Source organism: Streptomyces sparsogenes (assembly GCF_001704635.1).
Classification (GTDB): Bacteria; Actinomycetota; Actinomycetes; order Streptomycetales; family Streptomycetaceae; genus Streptomyces; species Streptomyces sparsogenes.
This window is the reverse complement of sequence record NZ_MAXF01000096.1, coordinates 53,446-67,347: the sequence shown is the minus strand read 5'-3', so window position 1 is coordinate 67,347 and position 13,902 is coordinate 53,446. Positions and strand designations below refer to the sequence as shown.

The following is a 13,902-nucleotide window of genomic DNA, read 5'->3' as shown; positions in this document are numbered from 1 at the left end:
GAGTCCCGATGGAATTCGATCTTGCAAAGGCCCGCGCCGATACGCCGGGCGTGGCGCATGTCGTGCATTTGAACAACGCGGGCGCCAGTCTCACACCGCGCGTGGTGACCGCGGCGATGACCCAGCACCTGGAGCTGGAAAGCAGAATCGGCGCGTACGAGGCCGCCGAGCGGGCTCAGGACTCCATCGACCACGCACACGAGGCCATCGCGGCACTGATCAATGCGAAGCGCCAGGAAATCGCCATATTGGACAGCGCCACCCGGGCCTGGGGCATGGCCGTGGCCGGCATTCCCTTCCGGGCGGGTGACCGCATTCTGGCCTCGCCCGTCGAATACGGCAGCAATCACATCCTGCTGGTGCATCTCGCCGAACGGCTCGGGGTGTCGCTGGAGTTCTTACCTCTCGACGCCAACGGGCTGGTGGACGTCGCGGAGCTGGAGAACCGGCTCGACGAGCGGGTCAAGCTCATAGCGATGGCGCACGTCCCGATGCACGACGGGCTCGTCAATCCGGTGGCCGAGGTCGGCGCGCTGGCCCGCGGGTCCGGTGCGCTGTTCATCGTGGACGCGTGCCAGTCGGCCGGGCATCTGCCGGTGGATGTCCGGCGCATCGGGTGTGATCTGCTGGTCGGCAGCGGACGCAAGTTCCTGCGTGGGCCGCGCGGCACCGGCTTCCTGTACGTACGTCAGGCGGTGGCGAGCCGGCTCACCCCGGCGGTGCTCGGTCTCGACGGGGTCAGCTGGCATTCCGGTACGTACCATCTCGCCCCGGGTGCGCCGCGCTTCGAGACGTGGGAGGTCGACGCCGCCGCCCGGATCGGCCTCGGGGTGGCGGTCGACTACGCGCTCCAGTGGGGGGTGGAGCGTACATGGCGGCGTGTCCGCCACCTCGCGGCCGGGCTGCGCGAGCGGCTGGCCGCGGTGCCCGGGGTGCGGGTGGAGGACCGGGGGGTGGAGCGGTGCGGCAACGTGGCCGTCACCTTTCGGGACCTCGACCCCTTCGACGTCCGGGCGGAGTTGCTGCGGCGCGGCATCAACACCTGGGTGTGCCTGGACAACGCCGCATGCCACGACATGCAGCTCAGGGGGCTTTCCCGGCTGCTCCGCGTCTCCGTGCACTACTACAACACGGAGGAGGAGGTGGAGCGGCTCTGCTCGGCGCTCGAAGCGCTGACCTCGGGGAGGGCCGCCGGGAGGACGGCGGGGGTGTTCGCATGAAGCCTTGGCGTGAGACCTTCGCCTGAGGCCCGCCCCGGTGCGGAGGGCGGCCGGCGCTCACCCCCGGCCGACCTCCTCACCGGGGCGGGCCGCGGGGGCTACTGCGCGGCCAGTTCCTCGGCCAGGCGCTGGAACTGGCCCAGGTCGTAGTTGGTCAGGGCCTTGTCGAGATTGGTCAGGGCACCGAGGTGTTCCACGAAGCCCTGGGGGTCGTACTCGATCTGGAGCGTGACCCGGCTGGTGGTGTCGCTCAGCCGGTGAAACGTGACCACGCCCGCGTGATGGACACCGGCCACGGTCTTCCAGGCGATCCGCTCCTCCTCGATGACCTCGGTCAGTTCCGCGGTGAAGTACTTGTCCGCGCCGGGCAGCGACAGCCACCACGTGAAGCAGCGCCCGTCGAGCGGATCGACACGCTCCACGTGGCTCAGGAATGACGGCCACTTCGTCACATCGCTCCACAGCGCCCAGCTCAGCTCGACAGGCGCGTTGACGTCCACGGTTTCCACCAGGGAAGACGACAAGGTCTCGGCTCCTCTGCGTGTGTCTGTGTTCTGCGTGTTCCTGTGGGTCGGGTGTTCCTGCGCTTACCCCCGCTTCCCCGAATGACTCGGAGGGGTGTTCGGCGAGATGCGGGGCACTCGACACCGGGGCGCGGTTGCCGCCCCTGTCGGTGAACCAGTCGTCGAAGGAGGAGTTGAGGATCCATGGCTCAGTTACCGAGTGGTGGTCGGGCCACGGCGGCCGGTGTCGCGTGTCTCCTGGCGTGCACCGTGCTGACGGCGTGCGGAAGCGACGACGAGCCCGAGCGCAAGGCCGGCGGGACCACGTCGAGCAGCGGGGGCGACGAGGGTTCGGCCGTCCGTGCCGCGTTCGACAGGACCGCCGAGGCCGACACGGCCCGCATGACGCTGCGGACCGAGACCTCGGCCGCCGGGCAGAGCGCCACCGCGGCCGGTAAGGGCGTCATCGACCTGTCGGACGGCGAGAGCACCATGACCCTCACCGCCGGCGGCCAGAAGATCGAGCAGCGCGTCGTCGACCAGGTCATCTACCAGAAGGTCCCCGAGCGGCAGCGGGCCCGGATACCGGGCAAGAAGCCGTGGGTCAAGATCGACCTGAAGAAGGCCGCCGCCCAGCAGAACGGGCAGGGCGGCAATCAGATCAGCGACCCGGCGGAGTCCGCGGCGTTCGCCAAGGGCATCACCGACAAGGACACCCGGAAGCTCGGCACGGAGAAGATCGGCGGCGTCAACACCACCCACTACCGGGTCACCGTCGATGTCGACAAGCTCTCCACCGGAGAGAAGCTGAAGCGGCAGGTCGGTCCCACCCTGCCGATGGATCTGTGGCTGGACGACAAGGGCCGCATCCGCCGCCAGCAGGTCGACATGACCATCAAGGCGCCCACCGGCCAGTCGGACAGCGGGGACGCCCCGCGGAAGGCGAAGGTGCGCACCCGCATCGAGTTCTCCGACTTCGGCACCGAGGTCGACGCCGAAGCGCCCCCGGCCGGCCAGACCGCCGACCTGACGGACAAGGCCACCGGCCTCGCCGGAAAGACCGGCTGACCCGTCCCAGGGGCGATCACGAAGCGGCCAGCGGCCCGCCAGGAGTGTGGCGGGCCGCTGGCCGCTCCAGGTTTCAGCTCCGTTCCGCTGGGCACCTTCACCGCAATGGGAGCGCTCCCATTGCGGCTCCCATCCCATCGGCGCAATCCCCCCACGGACGACGGAGATCGCGATGAGTTGTCATGATCACAGCAATGCCTTACGTTGGGCGCGCCGCGCCCTCGGTCTGCTGTCCGCGGCGCTGCTCTGCCTGATCCCGTGGACCGGCACCGCCTCCGCCCACGGCTCGGTCATCGACCCCGCCTCCCGCAACTACGGCTGCTGGCTGCGCTGGGGCAGCGACTTCCAGAACCCCGAGATGGCACAGAAAGACCCCATGTGCTGGCAGGCGTGGCAGGACAACCCGAACGCCATGTGGAACTGGAACGGCCTGTACCGCAACGGCTCCGCCGGCAACTTCCCCGCCGTCGTCCCCGACGGCCAGCTGTGCAGCGGCGGCCACACCGAGGGCGGCCGCTACAACTCCCTGGACACGGTGGGCGCCTGGAAGACCACGGCCATCGGCAGCAAGTTCACGGTCAAGCTGTACGACCAGGCCAGCCATGGCGCGGACTACTTCCTGATCTACGTCACCCGCCAGGGCTACGACCCCACCACCCAGCCGCTGAAGTGGAGCGACCTGCAACTGGTCGCCAAGACCGGCAAGTACGCCCCCAGCCAGAACTACTCGATCGACGTCAGCACGTCGGGCTACACCGGGCGCCACGTCCTCTACACCATCTGGCAGGCCTCGCACATGGACCAGACGTACTTCCTGTGCAGTGACGTGACCTTCTCCTGAGCCGCCCGCGCGGCCTCAGGCACCACCAGCACCACCAGCAGCAGTGCGCCACGGCCCCCGCCGGACACGGACACTCCCGGCGGGGGCGTTAGCGGAGCGTTAGCCGGGCGGCAGCGGCGCGGCAGCGGGCGGGGCGAGGGTGGTTGTCGTACCGATCGACCTTCTTCGACCGCCCGCAGGAGATCCGCCATGCGTGCTCTCAGCCTCGCCGAATGCCGTGCCCACGCGGCGCAGATCACGGCCCTCACCCTGGTCACGGCGGCCGCCCTGACCGTGGCCGTCTGCGGCAGCCAGGACGGCACGGGGCTCCGCACCGAGGGGAAGGCGGAGCACGGACAGGGGTGGCAGACCGTCGTCGTCGACCCCATACGGCCCGCGCTCGTCAGCGCGGAGGTCCGGCAGGGCGACCGTTGACCGACGCCCGGGGGCACGGCACCCCGGGGGCGAAACGATTCGGCGAGCACGCCACCAGGGCCAGGGACAGGAAGGACGTCCGGCCGACGTAGAAGCCGACGGACACGTCTCCCCCGTGGGCCAGCGTGTCCGCTGCCGAGGCGACCAGGCGGGCCAGCCGGGCCGTGTTGGCCTCCTGCTGGGAGTGGAAGCCCGGGGCGTGCTCGGTGAGCCGGCCGCCCAGCCACGCGGCGGCGTCCTTCGGCTCCTCGAAGGTCCGGCGGATGAGGCGGGGCGACTTCAGCAGCCAGTGGGCGGTCTCCATCGGGGGCAGATCCGAGCGCCTGAAGGCCTCGACGAGCTGCCGGTGGTGCTCCTGCTCCTCCGGGGTGACGGGTGGTCTGGGACGGTCCGGGAGGCGGCGGGCCGCGTCCCGGTCGAACAGCTCCTTCTCGCCCAGCCAGGAGTACGCGTGGATGTGCACGCGACAGCTGTTCCCGCCGCCGCGCCATCCGCTTCGCTCAGTCGGTGTCCTTCACCGAGATGTCGGCAACGGTGTCGTAGAACGACAGGTGGTCCTTGATCTCGGCGACCGTGTCGAGCGGGTCCGGGTAGGCCCACACCACATCGGGCCGCGGGCCGCCGCCGCCCTCCGTGCCCCGGTACGTCCAGTACGCCGCCTCGCCCTTGAAGGGGCAGGTGGTGTGGGTGTCGGTCGGCTCGAAGAGGGACAGGTCCACGTCCTGCGGGGGCAGGTAGTAGCGGACGGGCAGACCGGTCTCGAAGAGGAGCAGCGGGCGGCGCGACTCGGCGACCACCCGGCCGTCGATCGTGACCGTGACGTGCTGCGTGCCGGGGACCACCTCCACGCGGTGGGCGCCGGTGCCCGTGCCGGTGCCGGTGCTGGTGCCGGGGGAATGGGGCGTCATGGGAACCTCCTGCGGGAGCTCGTTCTTGCGTCAACGCGTCTTCCGGGCCGCGGATTCCTCCCCTGCGTCGCACACCTCCCGTACGTCCTCCCGTACGCCCTCCTCCGGGCGCGGCCAGGAGCGTCCCTCGTCCGCCTCCACCTCGCGGTTGAACCGGGTCAGCGCCTCCTCGAACCGCGCCACCTCCTCGGGTGTCCAGTCGGCGAGCACCCGCGCCAGCCCCGCGCGGCGGCGCTCCCGGTCGGCGGCGAGGGCGTCGGCGCCGAGGGTGGTGGCGCGCAGTTTGCGCGCGAGTCCGCCCTGGGGGTCCGGGATGCGTTCGAGCAGGCCCGCGCGGAGCAGGGCGCCGGTCTGCCGGTTGACGGTCGAGACGTCGAGGCCGAAGGCATCGGCGAGCCCGCCGATGGACATCGGGCCGGCGGTGTCCAGGTAGGAGAGGAGGAGGTACGCGGAGCGGTCGAGCCGGCCGCCCGCGCCCTGCCCGCCCTGGCCGGCCTGAGCACCGTGGCTGCCCTGCCCGCCCTGGCCGCGCTGACCAGCCTGCCCGCCCTGCCCGCCTTGCCCCTTGCGGTCCCGTGGCGTGAGCAGAGTGCACCTGGCCACCAGCATCAGCTCGCGTTCCAGCCTCTCCAGCACGCTTCCTCCTCGTCGCCCGGCCGCTCACCCTGGGAAATGTGCACGATACACACCCTGTGTAGGATGCACATCTCACCGATTCTTATCCCCTTCATACGCCCAGGACACCCGCTTGGAGGCGGCAGCCGAATGTCCCCGTCAGCCCCAGCAGCCCGCGTCGAGCCCCTGAGCGCCGCACCGCCCGACCGAACGCCCCCGCGCGAGGTCGGCGGCGGTTTCGTGGCCGTGCTCGCGTTCTGCGGCATCGCCGTCTCGGTGATGCAGACGCTCGTCGTCCCGCTGGTGGGCGAGCTGCCGCAACTGCTGCACACCTCCAGCTCCAACGCCTCCTGGGTGATCACCGCCACGCTCCTCGCGGGCGCCGTGTCCACCCCGGTCATGGGGCGGCTCGGCGACATGTTCGGCAAGCGCAGGATGCTGGTGGTGGCGCTCGGGCTGCTGGTCGTCGGCTCGCTGGTGTGCGCCGTCACCTCCGAGCTGGTGGTCATGGTGATCGGCCGGGCCATCCAGGGCGGCGCGATGGGCGCGATACCGCTCGGCATCAGCATCATGCGCGACGAGCTGCCGCCGAGGAAGCTGGGCTCCGCGATGGCCCTGATGAGTTCCTCGCTGGGCATCGGCGGCGCCTTCGGCCTGCCGGCCGCCGCGTTCGTCGCCCAGCACACCAACTGGCACGTGCTGTTCTACGGGGCCGCCGGGCTCGGCGCGCTCGCGGTCGCCCTCGTGCTGATCGTCGTCCCCGAGTCCTCCGTACGCACCCCCAGCCGCTTCGACGCCGTCGGGGCGCTCGGGCTCTCGGCCGGGCTGGTGTGTCTGCTGCTGCCCATCACCAAGGGCGGCGACTGGGGCTGGTCGAGCGGCACCACCCTCGGGCTGTTCGGCGCGGCCGCGGTGATCCTGGTGGTCTGGGGGTTCGTCGAGCTGCGGACCGCCGAGCCGCTGGTGGACCTGCGGACCACCGCGCGCCGCCAGGTGCTGCTGACGAACCTCGCCTCGATCATGGTCGGGTTCTCCTTCTACGCGATGTCGCTGATCCTCCCCCAGCTGCTCCAGCTGCCGAAGGCCACCGGCTACGGCCTCGGCCAGTCCATGGTCATGGCGGGTCTGCTCGTCGCGCCGATGGGCGTGGCGATGATGCTGGTCTCGCCGCTGTCGGCGCGCATCAACGCCACGAGCGGGCCGAAGGTCTCGCTGATGCTGGGGCTCGTCGTGATCGGCGGGACGTACGGCGGCGGCATCGTGATGATGGACCACGTCTGGCAGGTCGTCGTGCTCTCGACCGCGCTCGGGGTCGGCGTCGGCATCGCGTACTCGGCGATGCCGACCCTCATCATCAGCGCCGTGCCGGCCGCGGAGACGGGCGCGGCGAACGGGCTGAACACCCTGATGCGGTCGATCGGCATGTCCACCTCCAGCGCGGTGGTCGGGGTGATCCTCGCGCACCGGACCACGGCCCTCGGTCCGCTGGAGCTGCCGAACATGGACGGGTTCAAGACCTCGTTCGCCGTGGCGTGCGGGGCCGCCGCGGTGGGTCTGCTGATCGCGCTCTTCCTGCCCAACCCGCGCCGTGCGCCGCTGACGGCCCAGCCGCCGGCATCGCGGAGTGCCTCGGGTCAGGTCGCCGGGCCCACGAAGGCCCCGGAGGCCCCGGAGGCCCCGGAGGCCACGCGGTCCTCTGCGCCCGCCTCGCCCGCCGAGCCGACGCAGGCCTCCGCGCCCGCCGACCCGGAGCCCGCCGCCGCGCCGCTCATCGGCGGCGGCGTCCAGGGCCGGGTGCTCGGCCACGGCGACGCCCCGCTGCCGGATGCCGCCGTCACCCTGATCGACAACACCGGCCGCCAGCTCGGCCGTACGATCAGCGGCCCCGACGGCCGGTACTCGCTCGCCGTGCCCGGTGCCGGGAGCTTCGTCCTGATCGGCTCGGCTCCCGGCCGCCGGCCGCAGGCGGCCACGCTGCTGGTGTCCGACGCCCCCGTCACCTGCGACATACGTCTGGCCGGGGGCGGCGGGCCGGCCGGCACCGTGCGCGCGCTCGGCGGAGAGCCGCTGGCGGGGGCCACGGCCACCGCGACCGGCCCCGACGGCGCGGTCGCCGCCACGGCCACCGCCGACGAGCAGGGCGCCTTCGCGCTGCCCGAGCTGGCCCCCGGCTCGTACACCCTCACCCTCGCCGCCGAGGGCCACCGTCCGCACGCCACGCCGCTGGAGGTCACCGGCCAGGGGCAGCCGCCGCGGATCGACGCCGAGCTGCGGCCCGCGGCCAACGTGGGCGGCACCGTGCGCGCCCGGGGCGGGCGACCGGTGGAGGACGCGCGGGTGACGCTGCTGGACGCGGCCGGCGATGTCGTCGGGCAGTGTGTGACCGGCGCGGACGGTGCGTTCCGCTTCGAGGGGCTCACCGGCGAGCGCTACACCGTGGTCGCCGGCGGTTACGCACCGGCGACCGCCCCGGTCACGCTCGGCGGCGCCGGGGGCGGTGAGGCGCGGGACGTCGACTTCCTGCTGAGTCACGGCTGAGGGAGCCCGAAGCCGAACCCGGGCGCCGGCGCGCTCAGCGCCCGGCGCCCATCCCGGAAGCGCTACTCCTCCATGGCGCCCTCCTCTGCCGGAAGGCTCTCCTCCTCCGGGAGGCTCTCCCAGGCCTCCCCCTTCCTGAACAGCTCGTACCCTTCCTCCTCCGCGATCGACTCCGCCTCGGCGCGGCTGTGGAGGGGGACCTCATAGGTGTGGCTGTTGACCGTCGCGTGGACGCCTTCGCCGTCGGTGATCGTTTCGATCGCGTGCGTCTGGTAGATGACGCGTCCCGGCTCGGCCGTGCTCCAGACCACGTGCATGCTCACTGCCATCGGACACTCCGGAAGACGAGCCCCCTGGTATCAGGGTCTCACCTGCGGACCTGGTCTTCACCGAGGCGGCAAGGTCCACTCCCCGAGTTGGGCGAAGCAAGCCCGGAATCAGGCGGCTGTGCGAGGGTGTTGGCGACAGGCCGGGACCGCACCTTCCCCGGAACCGGCAGGGGTAGAGGAAGGAAGCACAGGACGATGACGAGCATCGCGGCGGACGCGGAGGCGTGGATCAGGCGGTACGAGAAGTCCCCGGACAGCGCGGTACGGCTGGTGTGCCTGCCGTACGCCGGGGGGTCGGCCAGCTACTTCTTCCCGGTGGCGAAGGCGCTGGCGCCCTTAATCGAGGTGCTCGCGATCCAGTACCCCGGCCGCCAGGACCGGCACCGTGAGCCGTGCATCGACGACATAGGCAAGCTCGCCGACGCCATCGTCGGCGCCCTGGAGGACCTGGGCGGGCAGGAGGGACCGGGCGGGCTGAACGACAAGCCGCTCGCGCTGTTCGGCCACAGCATGGGCGCCACGCTCTCGTACGAGGTGGCGCTGCGCCTGGAGGAGCGGGGGGTGAAGCCCGTCAGGCTGTTCGTCTCCGGGCGGCGGGCGCCGTCCCGGGTGCGCGAGGAGTCCGTGCACGTACGCGACGACGCGGGGGTGCTGCGGGAGCTGCGCCTGCTGAACGGGACCAGTGGCGAGGTGCTGGAGAACGAGGAGCTGCTGCGCATGGCGCTGCCGGCCATCCGCAGCGACTACCGCGCCATCGAGTCCTACCGCTGCGAGCCCGGGCGGCGGATCAGCTGCCCGATCACCGCGCTGACGGGGGACGCCGACCCGAGGGCGACGCTCGAGGAGGTGCGCGACTGGGCGAACCACACCACCGGGGAAATGGACCTCACGGTGCTCAGCGGCGGGCACTTCTTCCTCAACGACCACGTGCCCCACGTCCTCGAGATGATCTCGGAGCGGCTGCTGCCGGCGAACCGCTCCTGAGACCGGCTGCCCGGGACGCGGCGACGCCCCGCCGCGTCCCGGGCCCGGGCCCGGGTCCCGCCTCACCGTGGGCGCGCTCGCCGTGGGCGCGCGACCACGAGGGTCACCAGGGCCAGCGCCACGAGCGTGCCCCCGAACCACATCACGCTCGACACGGCGATCCCGTCCGCCGCCCGGCCGCCGAGCAGCGCGCCCAGCGAGATCCCCACGTTGAACACCCCGACGAGCAGCGCCGAGGCCGCCTCGCGTGCCTCCGGCACCGCCTGCAGTACCCACGTCTGCGAGGTGACCGACACCCCTCCGTACGCCAGCCCCCACACCACCAGCAGCACCGTGGCCCCCGGCGTCGTCCCGCCGAACACCGGGACCAGCAGTTCGGCGGCGGCCAGCAGGACGAAGATGACCACGAGGGTGCGGCGCGGATCGCGGTGGGCGGTGGCGCCGGCCAGGAAGTTCCCGGCGATGCCCGCCACGCCGTACGCGAGCAGCAGCGTGCTGATCAGCCCGGCGCCGACGCCCGCGACGTCCTCCAGCACCGGGCGTACGTAGGTGTACGCGCCGAAGTGGCCGGTCACCAGCAGCAGGGTGGTGATCAGCGCGGTGCGCAGCCGGGCGTTGCGGAACAGGCCGGGCACCTCGCCCAGCCGGATGGTCCGCTCGGCGGGCAGCGGCGGCAGGGTGAGGGCCATGGCGGCCGCGACGGCCAGCGACACCGCGCCCACCACCGCGAACGCGACACGCCAGTGCGTCAGATCGCCGATGAGCGTCCCGGCCGGCACGCCGAGGACGGACGCCACGGCGATGCCGCTGAAGACGACGGACGTGGCGCGGCCGACGGACTTCTCCGGCACCAGCCGCGCGGCCACGCCGGCCGCGAGGGACCACACCCCGCCCATGCTCACCCCCACCAGGACCCGGGCGGACAGCAGGACGGCGAAGCCGGGCGCGAGCGCCGAGGCCACGTTGGCGGCGGCCAGCAGCCCCATCAGGCCGATGAGCAGCAGCCGCCGGTCGAGCCGGCCGACGGTGACGGTCAGCAGGGGCGCGGCGACGGCGGCGACGAGGGCGGGCACCGTCATGGCCAGGCCGACGGTGCCGTCGGAGACCTCGAGCGCCGAGCCGATCGAGGTGAGCAGGCCGACCGGCAGCATTTCGCTGGTGACGACGGAGAAGGTGCCGAGCGCCATGGCGGCGACGGCGAGCCAGTTCCTGAGCGGCGAGCGCACGGATCCGGACCCGGACATGCCTTCCGGGGTGGTGAGTTCCGTGGTGTTGGACATGTCTCAAGCGAACAGCCGGTCCCGGGCGGGAACAACGGCGAAGTGCTCACCCTTTTATGAGCCGGGCTTATCGACGCACGTGAGCGAGGAGGCGGCCGGAGGGTGAGGACGAGCGCAGGGTTGAGGACGAGTGCGGGGGTGGGGCTGGGGACGGGCGGTCTGGACATCCGCGAGGTGGAGTGTTTCCTGGCGCTCAGCGAGGAGTTGCACTTCGGCCGGGCGGCGGAGCGGCTGTACGTGTCCCAGAGCCGGGTGAGCCAACTCCTGCGCTCGCTCGAGGGGCGCATCGGCGCCCGGCTGCTGGAGCGCACCAGCCGCCGGGTGCGGCTGACCCCGCTCGGCGAGCGGTTCCTGGCCGACGTACAGCCCGCGTACGCCTCGCTGCACGGCGCCCTCGCGGCGGCGCGCGACGCCGCGCGGGGGCTCGACGGTCTCCTGCGGATCGGCTTCCAGGGGACCGCCGACGAGCGGGTGATGGACGCGGTCGCCGCCTTCCGGGACCGGCACCCCGGTTGTGAGCTGGAGACCGTGGAAATCCCGCTGGCGGACCCGTTCGGCGCGGTGCGCGGCGGCGAGGTGGACGCCGCGATCGTCTGCCTGCCGATGGCCGAACCCGACCTCGCCCTCGGCCCGGTCTTCTCCCGTCAGCCGCTGACGCTCGCGGTGTCCGCCCGGCATCCGCTCGCGCGACGGGCCGCCACCGGCGCGGTGGTCGGGGCCGAGGAGCTGGCCGGCTGCGCGGTCATCGGGCCCGGCGAGCCCGCGCCGCGCTACTGGCGGGACGTCATGGCGCCCGCCGCCACCCCCGGCGGCCGTCCGGTCCCGCGCGGCCCGCGCGTGTCCACCCTCCAGGAGGGCCTGGTGGCGACGGCGGCGGGCCGGGGGGCGATGCTGCTGTGCGCGCCCACCGCCGCGCTCCACGGCCGCCGCGACATCGCCTTCGTACCGGTCGAGGGCCTGCCGGACTCGGCCCTCGGGCTGGTGTGGCGGCGGGGCGGGGACACCGCGCGGGTACGGGCGTTCGGCCGGGCCGTGGCCGAGCTGTACGCCTCCGGATGATCAGCGGGATTTGCGGTGAGTATGGGACAGCGACACGCCGACACAACGGCGTGTCGCTGTCCCATACTCACCGCAAATCCGCTGGGGCGGGGGCCGTCAGCCCAGGTCGCGCCGCATGCACACCCTCGGCCAGCGGTCCAGCCCGTGCGCGGCCTCGTGCCGCCGGATCTCCCGCAGTCCGGGGGTGAGTTCGTCCTCTCGCAGGGTCCGGAAGCCGCACCGCGCCGCGTAGTAGGGGGCGTTCCAGGCCACGTCGACGAACGTGGTCAGCGTCAGCGCCCGCGCGCCCTCGGCGGCCGCCCGCCCCGCCGCGTGTTCGATCAGCGCCCGGCCGAGGCCGCGCCGGGCGCTGTCGGGGTGCACGGAGACCTGTTCGATGTGCATGTTGCCGTCCACCGGGTCGGTGATCAGATAGGCCACGGCCCGGTCGTCGCCGTTCACCGCGACCCACGCCCGTCCGGCGCGCTGGTACCCGGCCAGCTCCTCCAGGCTCAGCGGCTCGTCGTCGGCGATCTCGTCCATGCCGATGTCCCGGAAGCACAGGCCCGCGGCCCGCTCGATGTCCTGCAGCACGGGAAGCTCTTCGATGGTGCTCTGTCGTATCCGCACGCGTCCATCATCCTCCCGAGGCCTCCCGGGAACACACGGACCTCACGCGGGACGCGCGCGCGTCAGGCGGGACGCACGGGCCTCAGGCGGGGCGTACGGGCTGCCGCAGGATCGTGCGCATCTTCGCCGGGTCGGTCTCGCGGACGTCGGAGAGATAGATCTCGTGGTGCGTGCCGGCCCGCGCCAGGCCCCGCTCGGCCATGTATGCGTCCAGCAGGGCGAGGGACGCGGGCTCGTCGGCGTAGTGGCCGTGGTGGGTCATCTGCACGCACTGCCCCTCGGTGAGGACGACCCGCTGCACCCGGTCCACCGCCGCGCCCGACGGCCGGGCGGTTTCGCGGGCTCGGTCGACGGCGGCCGGATCCAGGTCGTCCGGCAGCCGGAGGAACAGGTGCCAGTGCCACTGGTCACGCGGCACGTCCAGGTACGGGCGGGAGTCCTCCACCCACCAGCGGCCCTCCAGCGGCGCCAGGTGGGGCGTGGGCAGCGCGCCGGCGACGGCGTACAGGGCCGCGACACTGACGCCGTACTCGGCCCCGCCCGGTTCGCCCCGCCCGCTCGCGCACAGGACGTGGACCGGTCCGAAGGTGGCGAGCTCGGGCGTGTCGGCGGCGGTGTACCAGGCGTCGGTGTGCCCGGGGTCGGTGTGCCCGGCGTCGGTGTACCCGGGGTCGGTGGGATTCACGACGTCTCCTCCAGGGGGATCAGCAGATGGGTGACCAGGTCGTCGGGGGCCGTGGTGGCGGGGTCGTCGATGTAGACCTCCCGGATGGGTCCGGCGGCGGTGTGGCCGCGTTCGACGCACCAGGCCAGGAGGGCGTGGGCGGTCAGGGAGATCTGGTCGTACGGGCCCGTGTGGACCGCCCGGGCGAACGTGCCGCCGGGGAGCAGGTCCAGGGTGGTGCCGGGCGGCGCGGGGCGGCCGTCGGGGAGCGTGGCCGCGAGGGTGATCGGGACGTACTCGCCCAGGTCGGCCGGGAAGAGCCCGATCAGCCGGACGCCCTCCCCCGGCGGCCCCGCCAGCTCCAGCAGCCTGCGCATACCCGCGCTCGTGACCCGCCCGATGTCCTGCGGCGAGTCGGCCACATCGCGGACGACGGCCGCCCGTTGCGGCTCCTCCCGCCACAGCGTCACCTCGGCGGTGGGCAGCCCGCGCGCCAGGATCCGCTCCAGGGCGGCGAGGGACCGGCGGCGCCGGGCGAGTTCGTCGTCGAGCCGGTCGCGTACGTCGCCCAGGGCGCGGGCGGGGTCCTGCCCGGAGAGCACGTCCTTGATGGCGGTCAGCGGCACGTCGAGCGAGCGCAGCAGACCGATGGACATGGCGTCCCGCGCCTGGTGCGCGCGGTAGTACCGGTATCCGGTGTCGGGGTCCACCCAGGCGGGTGGCAGCAGGCCGAGGTCGGCGTAGTGGCGCAGCTGTTTCACGCTGAGTCGCACCAGGCGGGCGAACTGTCCGATGGACAGCGGGTCGTCGTCGTTCACGCGCCTCAGCATGGCCTCTCCCACGGGGGGAGAGTCCAGCCGTCACCTCGAG

16 protein-coding genes are annotated in these 13,902 nt (G+C 72.6%); 7 read left to right on the top strand and 9 right to left on the bottom strand.

Annotation, left to right across the window (positions count from 1 at the left end):
* Positions 1 to 8 precede the first annotated feature (8 nt).
* On the top strand, positions 9 to 1,220 hold the full coding sequence (locus BBH68_RS20355; RefSeq protein WP_065964541.1) for an aminotransferase class V-fold PLP-dependent enzyme: 1,212 nt from the start codon (positions 9 to 11) through the stop codon (positions 1,218 to 1,220).
* A 98-nt stretch (positions 1,221 to 1,318) separates the two neighbouring features.
* Here the strand turns inward: BBH68_RS20355 and BBH68_RS20350 are convergent, their stop codons facing one another.
* A complete protein-coding gene (locus BBH68_RS20350) occupies positions 1,319 to 1,744 on the bottom strand; it encodes an SRPBCC family protein (RefSeq protein ID WP_065964538.1) in 426 nt (141 codons plus the stop codon).
* A gap of 183 nt (positions 1,745 to 1,927) precedes the next feature.
* Between BBH68_RS20350 and BBH68_RS20345 the strand changes: the two genes are divergently transcribed.
* From BBH68_RS20345 to BBH68_RS20335, 3 genes are all read left to right on the top strand, one after another.
* Positions 1,928 to 2,791 (top strand): SCO4651 family lipoprotein, encoded by an 864-nt coding sequence (locus BBH68_RS20345; protein ID WP_065964536.1) that lies wholly within the window; start codon positions 1,928 to 1,930, stop codon positions 2,789 to 2,791.
* Between the two features lie 172 nt (positions 2,792 to 2,963).
* Positions 2,964 to 3,632: a lytic polysaccharide monooxygenase auxiliary activity family 9 protein gene (locus tag BBH68_RS20340; RefSeq protein WP_065964535.1), complete on the top strand. Its 669-nt coding sequence runs from the start codon at positions 2,964 to 2,966 to the stop codon at positions 3,630 to 3,632.
* Between the two features lie 189 nt (positions 3,633 to 3,821).
* Positions 3,822 to 4,046, top strand: coding sequence for a hypothetical protein (locus tag BBH68_RS20335; RefSeq protein ID WP_065964534.1), 225 nt, complete (start codon positions 3,822 to 3,824; stop codon positions 4,044 to 4,046).
* Here BBH68_RS20335 and BBH68_RS20330 read toward each other — a convergent pair.
* From BBH68_RS20330 to BBH68_RS20320, 3 genes are read right to left on the bottom strand one after another with little or no spacing between them, the layout of a single operon-like run.
* Positions 4,015 to 4,509 (bottom strand): hypothetical protein, encoded by a 495-nt coding sequence (locus BBH68_RS20330; RefSeq protein ID WP_065964532.1) that lies wholly within the window; start codon positions 4,507 to 4,509, stop codon positions 4,015 to 4,017. The two genes, BBH68_RS20335 and BBH68_RS20330, sit on opposite strands and share 32 nt — an antisense overlap.
* 37 nt (positions 4,510 to 4,546) lie before the next feature.
* Positions 4,547 to 4,954, bottom strand: a complete 408-nt coding sequence (locus BBH68_RS20325; protein ID WP_065964530.1) for a DUF427 domain-containing protein — start codon at positions 4,952 to 4,954, stop codon at positions 4,547 to 4,549.
* Positions 4,955 to 4,984: 30 nt separating this feature from the next.
* The gene (locus BBH68_RS20320; RefSeq protein ID WP_079151110.1) at positions 4,985 to 5,563 is read right to left on the bottom strand and encodes a MarR family winged helix-turn-helix transcriptional regulator; all 579 of its coding nucleotides are present in this window, start codon (positions 5,561 to 5,563) and stop codon (positions 4,985 to 4,987) included.
* A 156-nt stretch (positions 5,564 to 5,719) separates the two neighbouring features.
* Here BBH68_RS20320 and BBH68_RS20315 point away from each other — a divergent pair, with 156 nt between their 5' ends.
* A complete protein-coding gene (locus tag BBH68_RS20315; RefSeq protein ID WP_079151101.1) occupies positions 5,720 to 8,107 on the top strand; it encodes an MFS transporter in 2,388 nt (795 codons plus the stop codon).
* 62 nt (positions 8,108 to 8,169) lie between these two features.
* Here the strand turns inward: BBH68_RS20315 and BBH68_RS20310 are convergent, their stop codons facing one another.
* Positions 8,170 to 8,436, bottom strand: coding sequence for a hypothetical protein (locus BBH68_RS20310; RefSeq protein WP_065964527.1), 267 nt, complete (start codon positions 8,434 to 8,436; stop codon positions 8,170 to 8,172).
* 195 nt (positions 8,437 to 8,631) lie between these two features.
* On the opposite strand from BBH68_RS20310, the gene BBH68_RS20305 reads away from it, so the two are divergent.
* A complete protein-coding gene (locus tag BBH68_RS20305; RefSeq protein ID WP_065964525.1) occupies positions 8,632 to 9,420 on the top strand; it encodes a thioesterase II family protein in 789 nt (262 codons plus the stop codon).
* Between the two features lie 62 nt (positions 9,421 to 9,482).
* Here the strand turns inward: BBH68_RS20305 and BBH68_RS20300 are convergent, their stop codons facing one another.
* Positions 9,483 to 10,700: an MFS transporter gene (locus tag BBH68_RS20300; protein WP_079151100.1), complete on the bottom strand. Its 1,218-nt coding sequence runs from the start codon at positions 10,698 to 10,700 to the stop codon at positions 9,483 to 9,485.
* A gap of 102 nt (positions 10,701 to 10,802) precedes the next feature.
* Here BBH68_RS20300 and BBH68_RS20295 point away from each other — a divergent pair, with 102 nt between their 5' ends.
* On the top strand, positions 10,803 to 11,759 hold the full coding sequence (locus BBH68_RS20295) for a LysR family transcriptional regulator (protein ID WP_245738154.1): 957 nt from the start codon (positions 10,803 to 10,805) through the stop codon (positions 11,757 to 11,759).
* 96 nt (positions 11,760 to 11,855) lie between these two features.
* Here BBH68_RS20295 and BBH68_RS20290 read toward each other — a convergent pair whose 3' ends face one another.
* The 3 genes from BBH68_RS20290 to BBH68_RS20280 form a co-directional block, all read right to left on the bottom strand.
* On the bottom strand, positions 11,856 to 12,368 hold the full coding sequence (locus tag BBH68_RS20290; RefSeq protein WP_065964524.1) for a GNAT family N-acetyltransferase: 513 nt from the start codon (positions 12,366 to 12,368) through the stop codon (positions 11,856 to 11,858).
* Between the two features lie 82 nt (positions 12,369 to 12,450).
* The gene (locus tag BBH68_RS20285; RefSeq protein WP_079151099.1) at positions 12,451 to 13,053 is read right to left on the bottom strand and encodes a GyrI-like domain-containing protein; all 603 of its coding nucleotides are present in this window, start codon (positions 13,051 to 13,053) and stop codon (positions 12,451 to 12,453) included.
* Entirely contained in the window at positions 13,050 to 13,850 is an 801-nt protein-coding gene (locus BBH68_RS20280) for a MerR family transcriptional regulator (protein WP_245738152.1), read from the bottom strand. Before BBH68_RS20280 ends, BBH68_RS20285 begins: the two co-directional genes overlap by 4 nt.
* Positions 13,851 to 13,902: the final 52 nt, after the last annotated feature.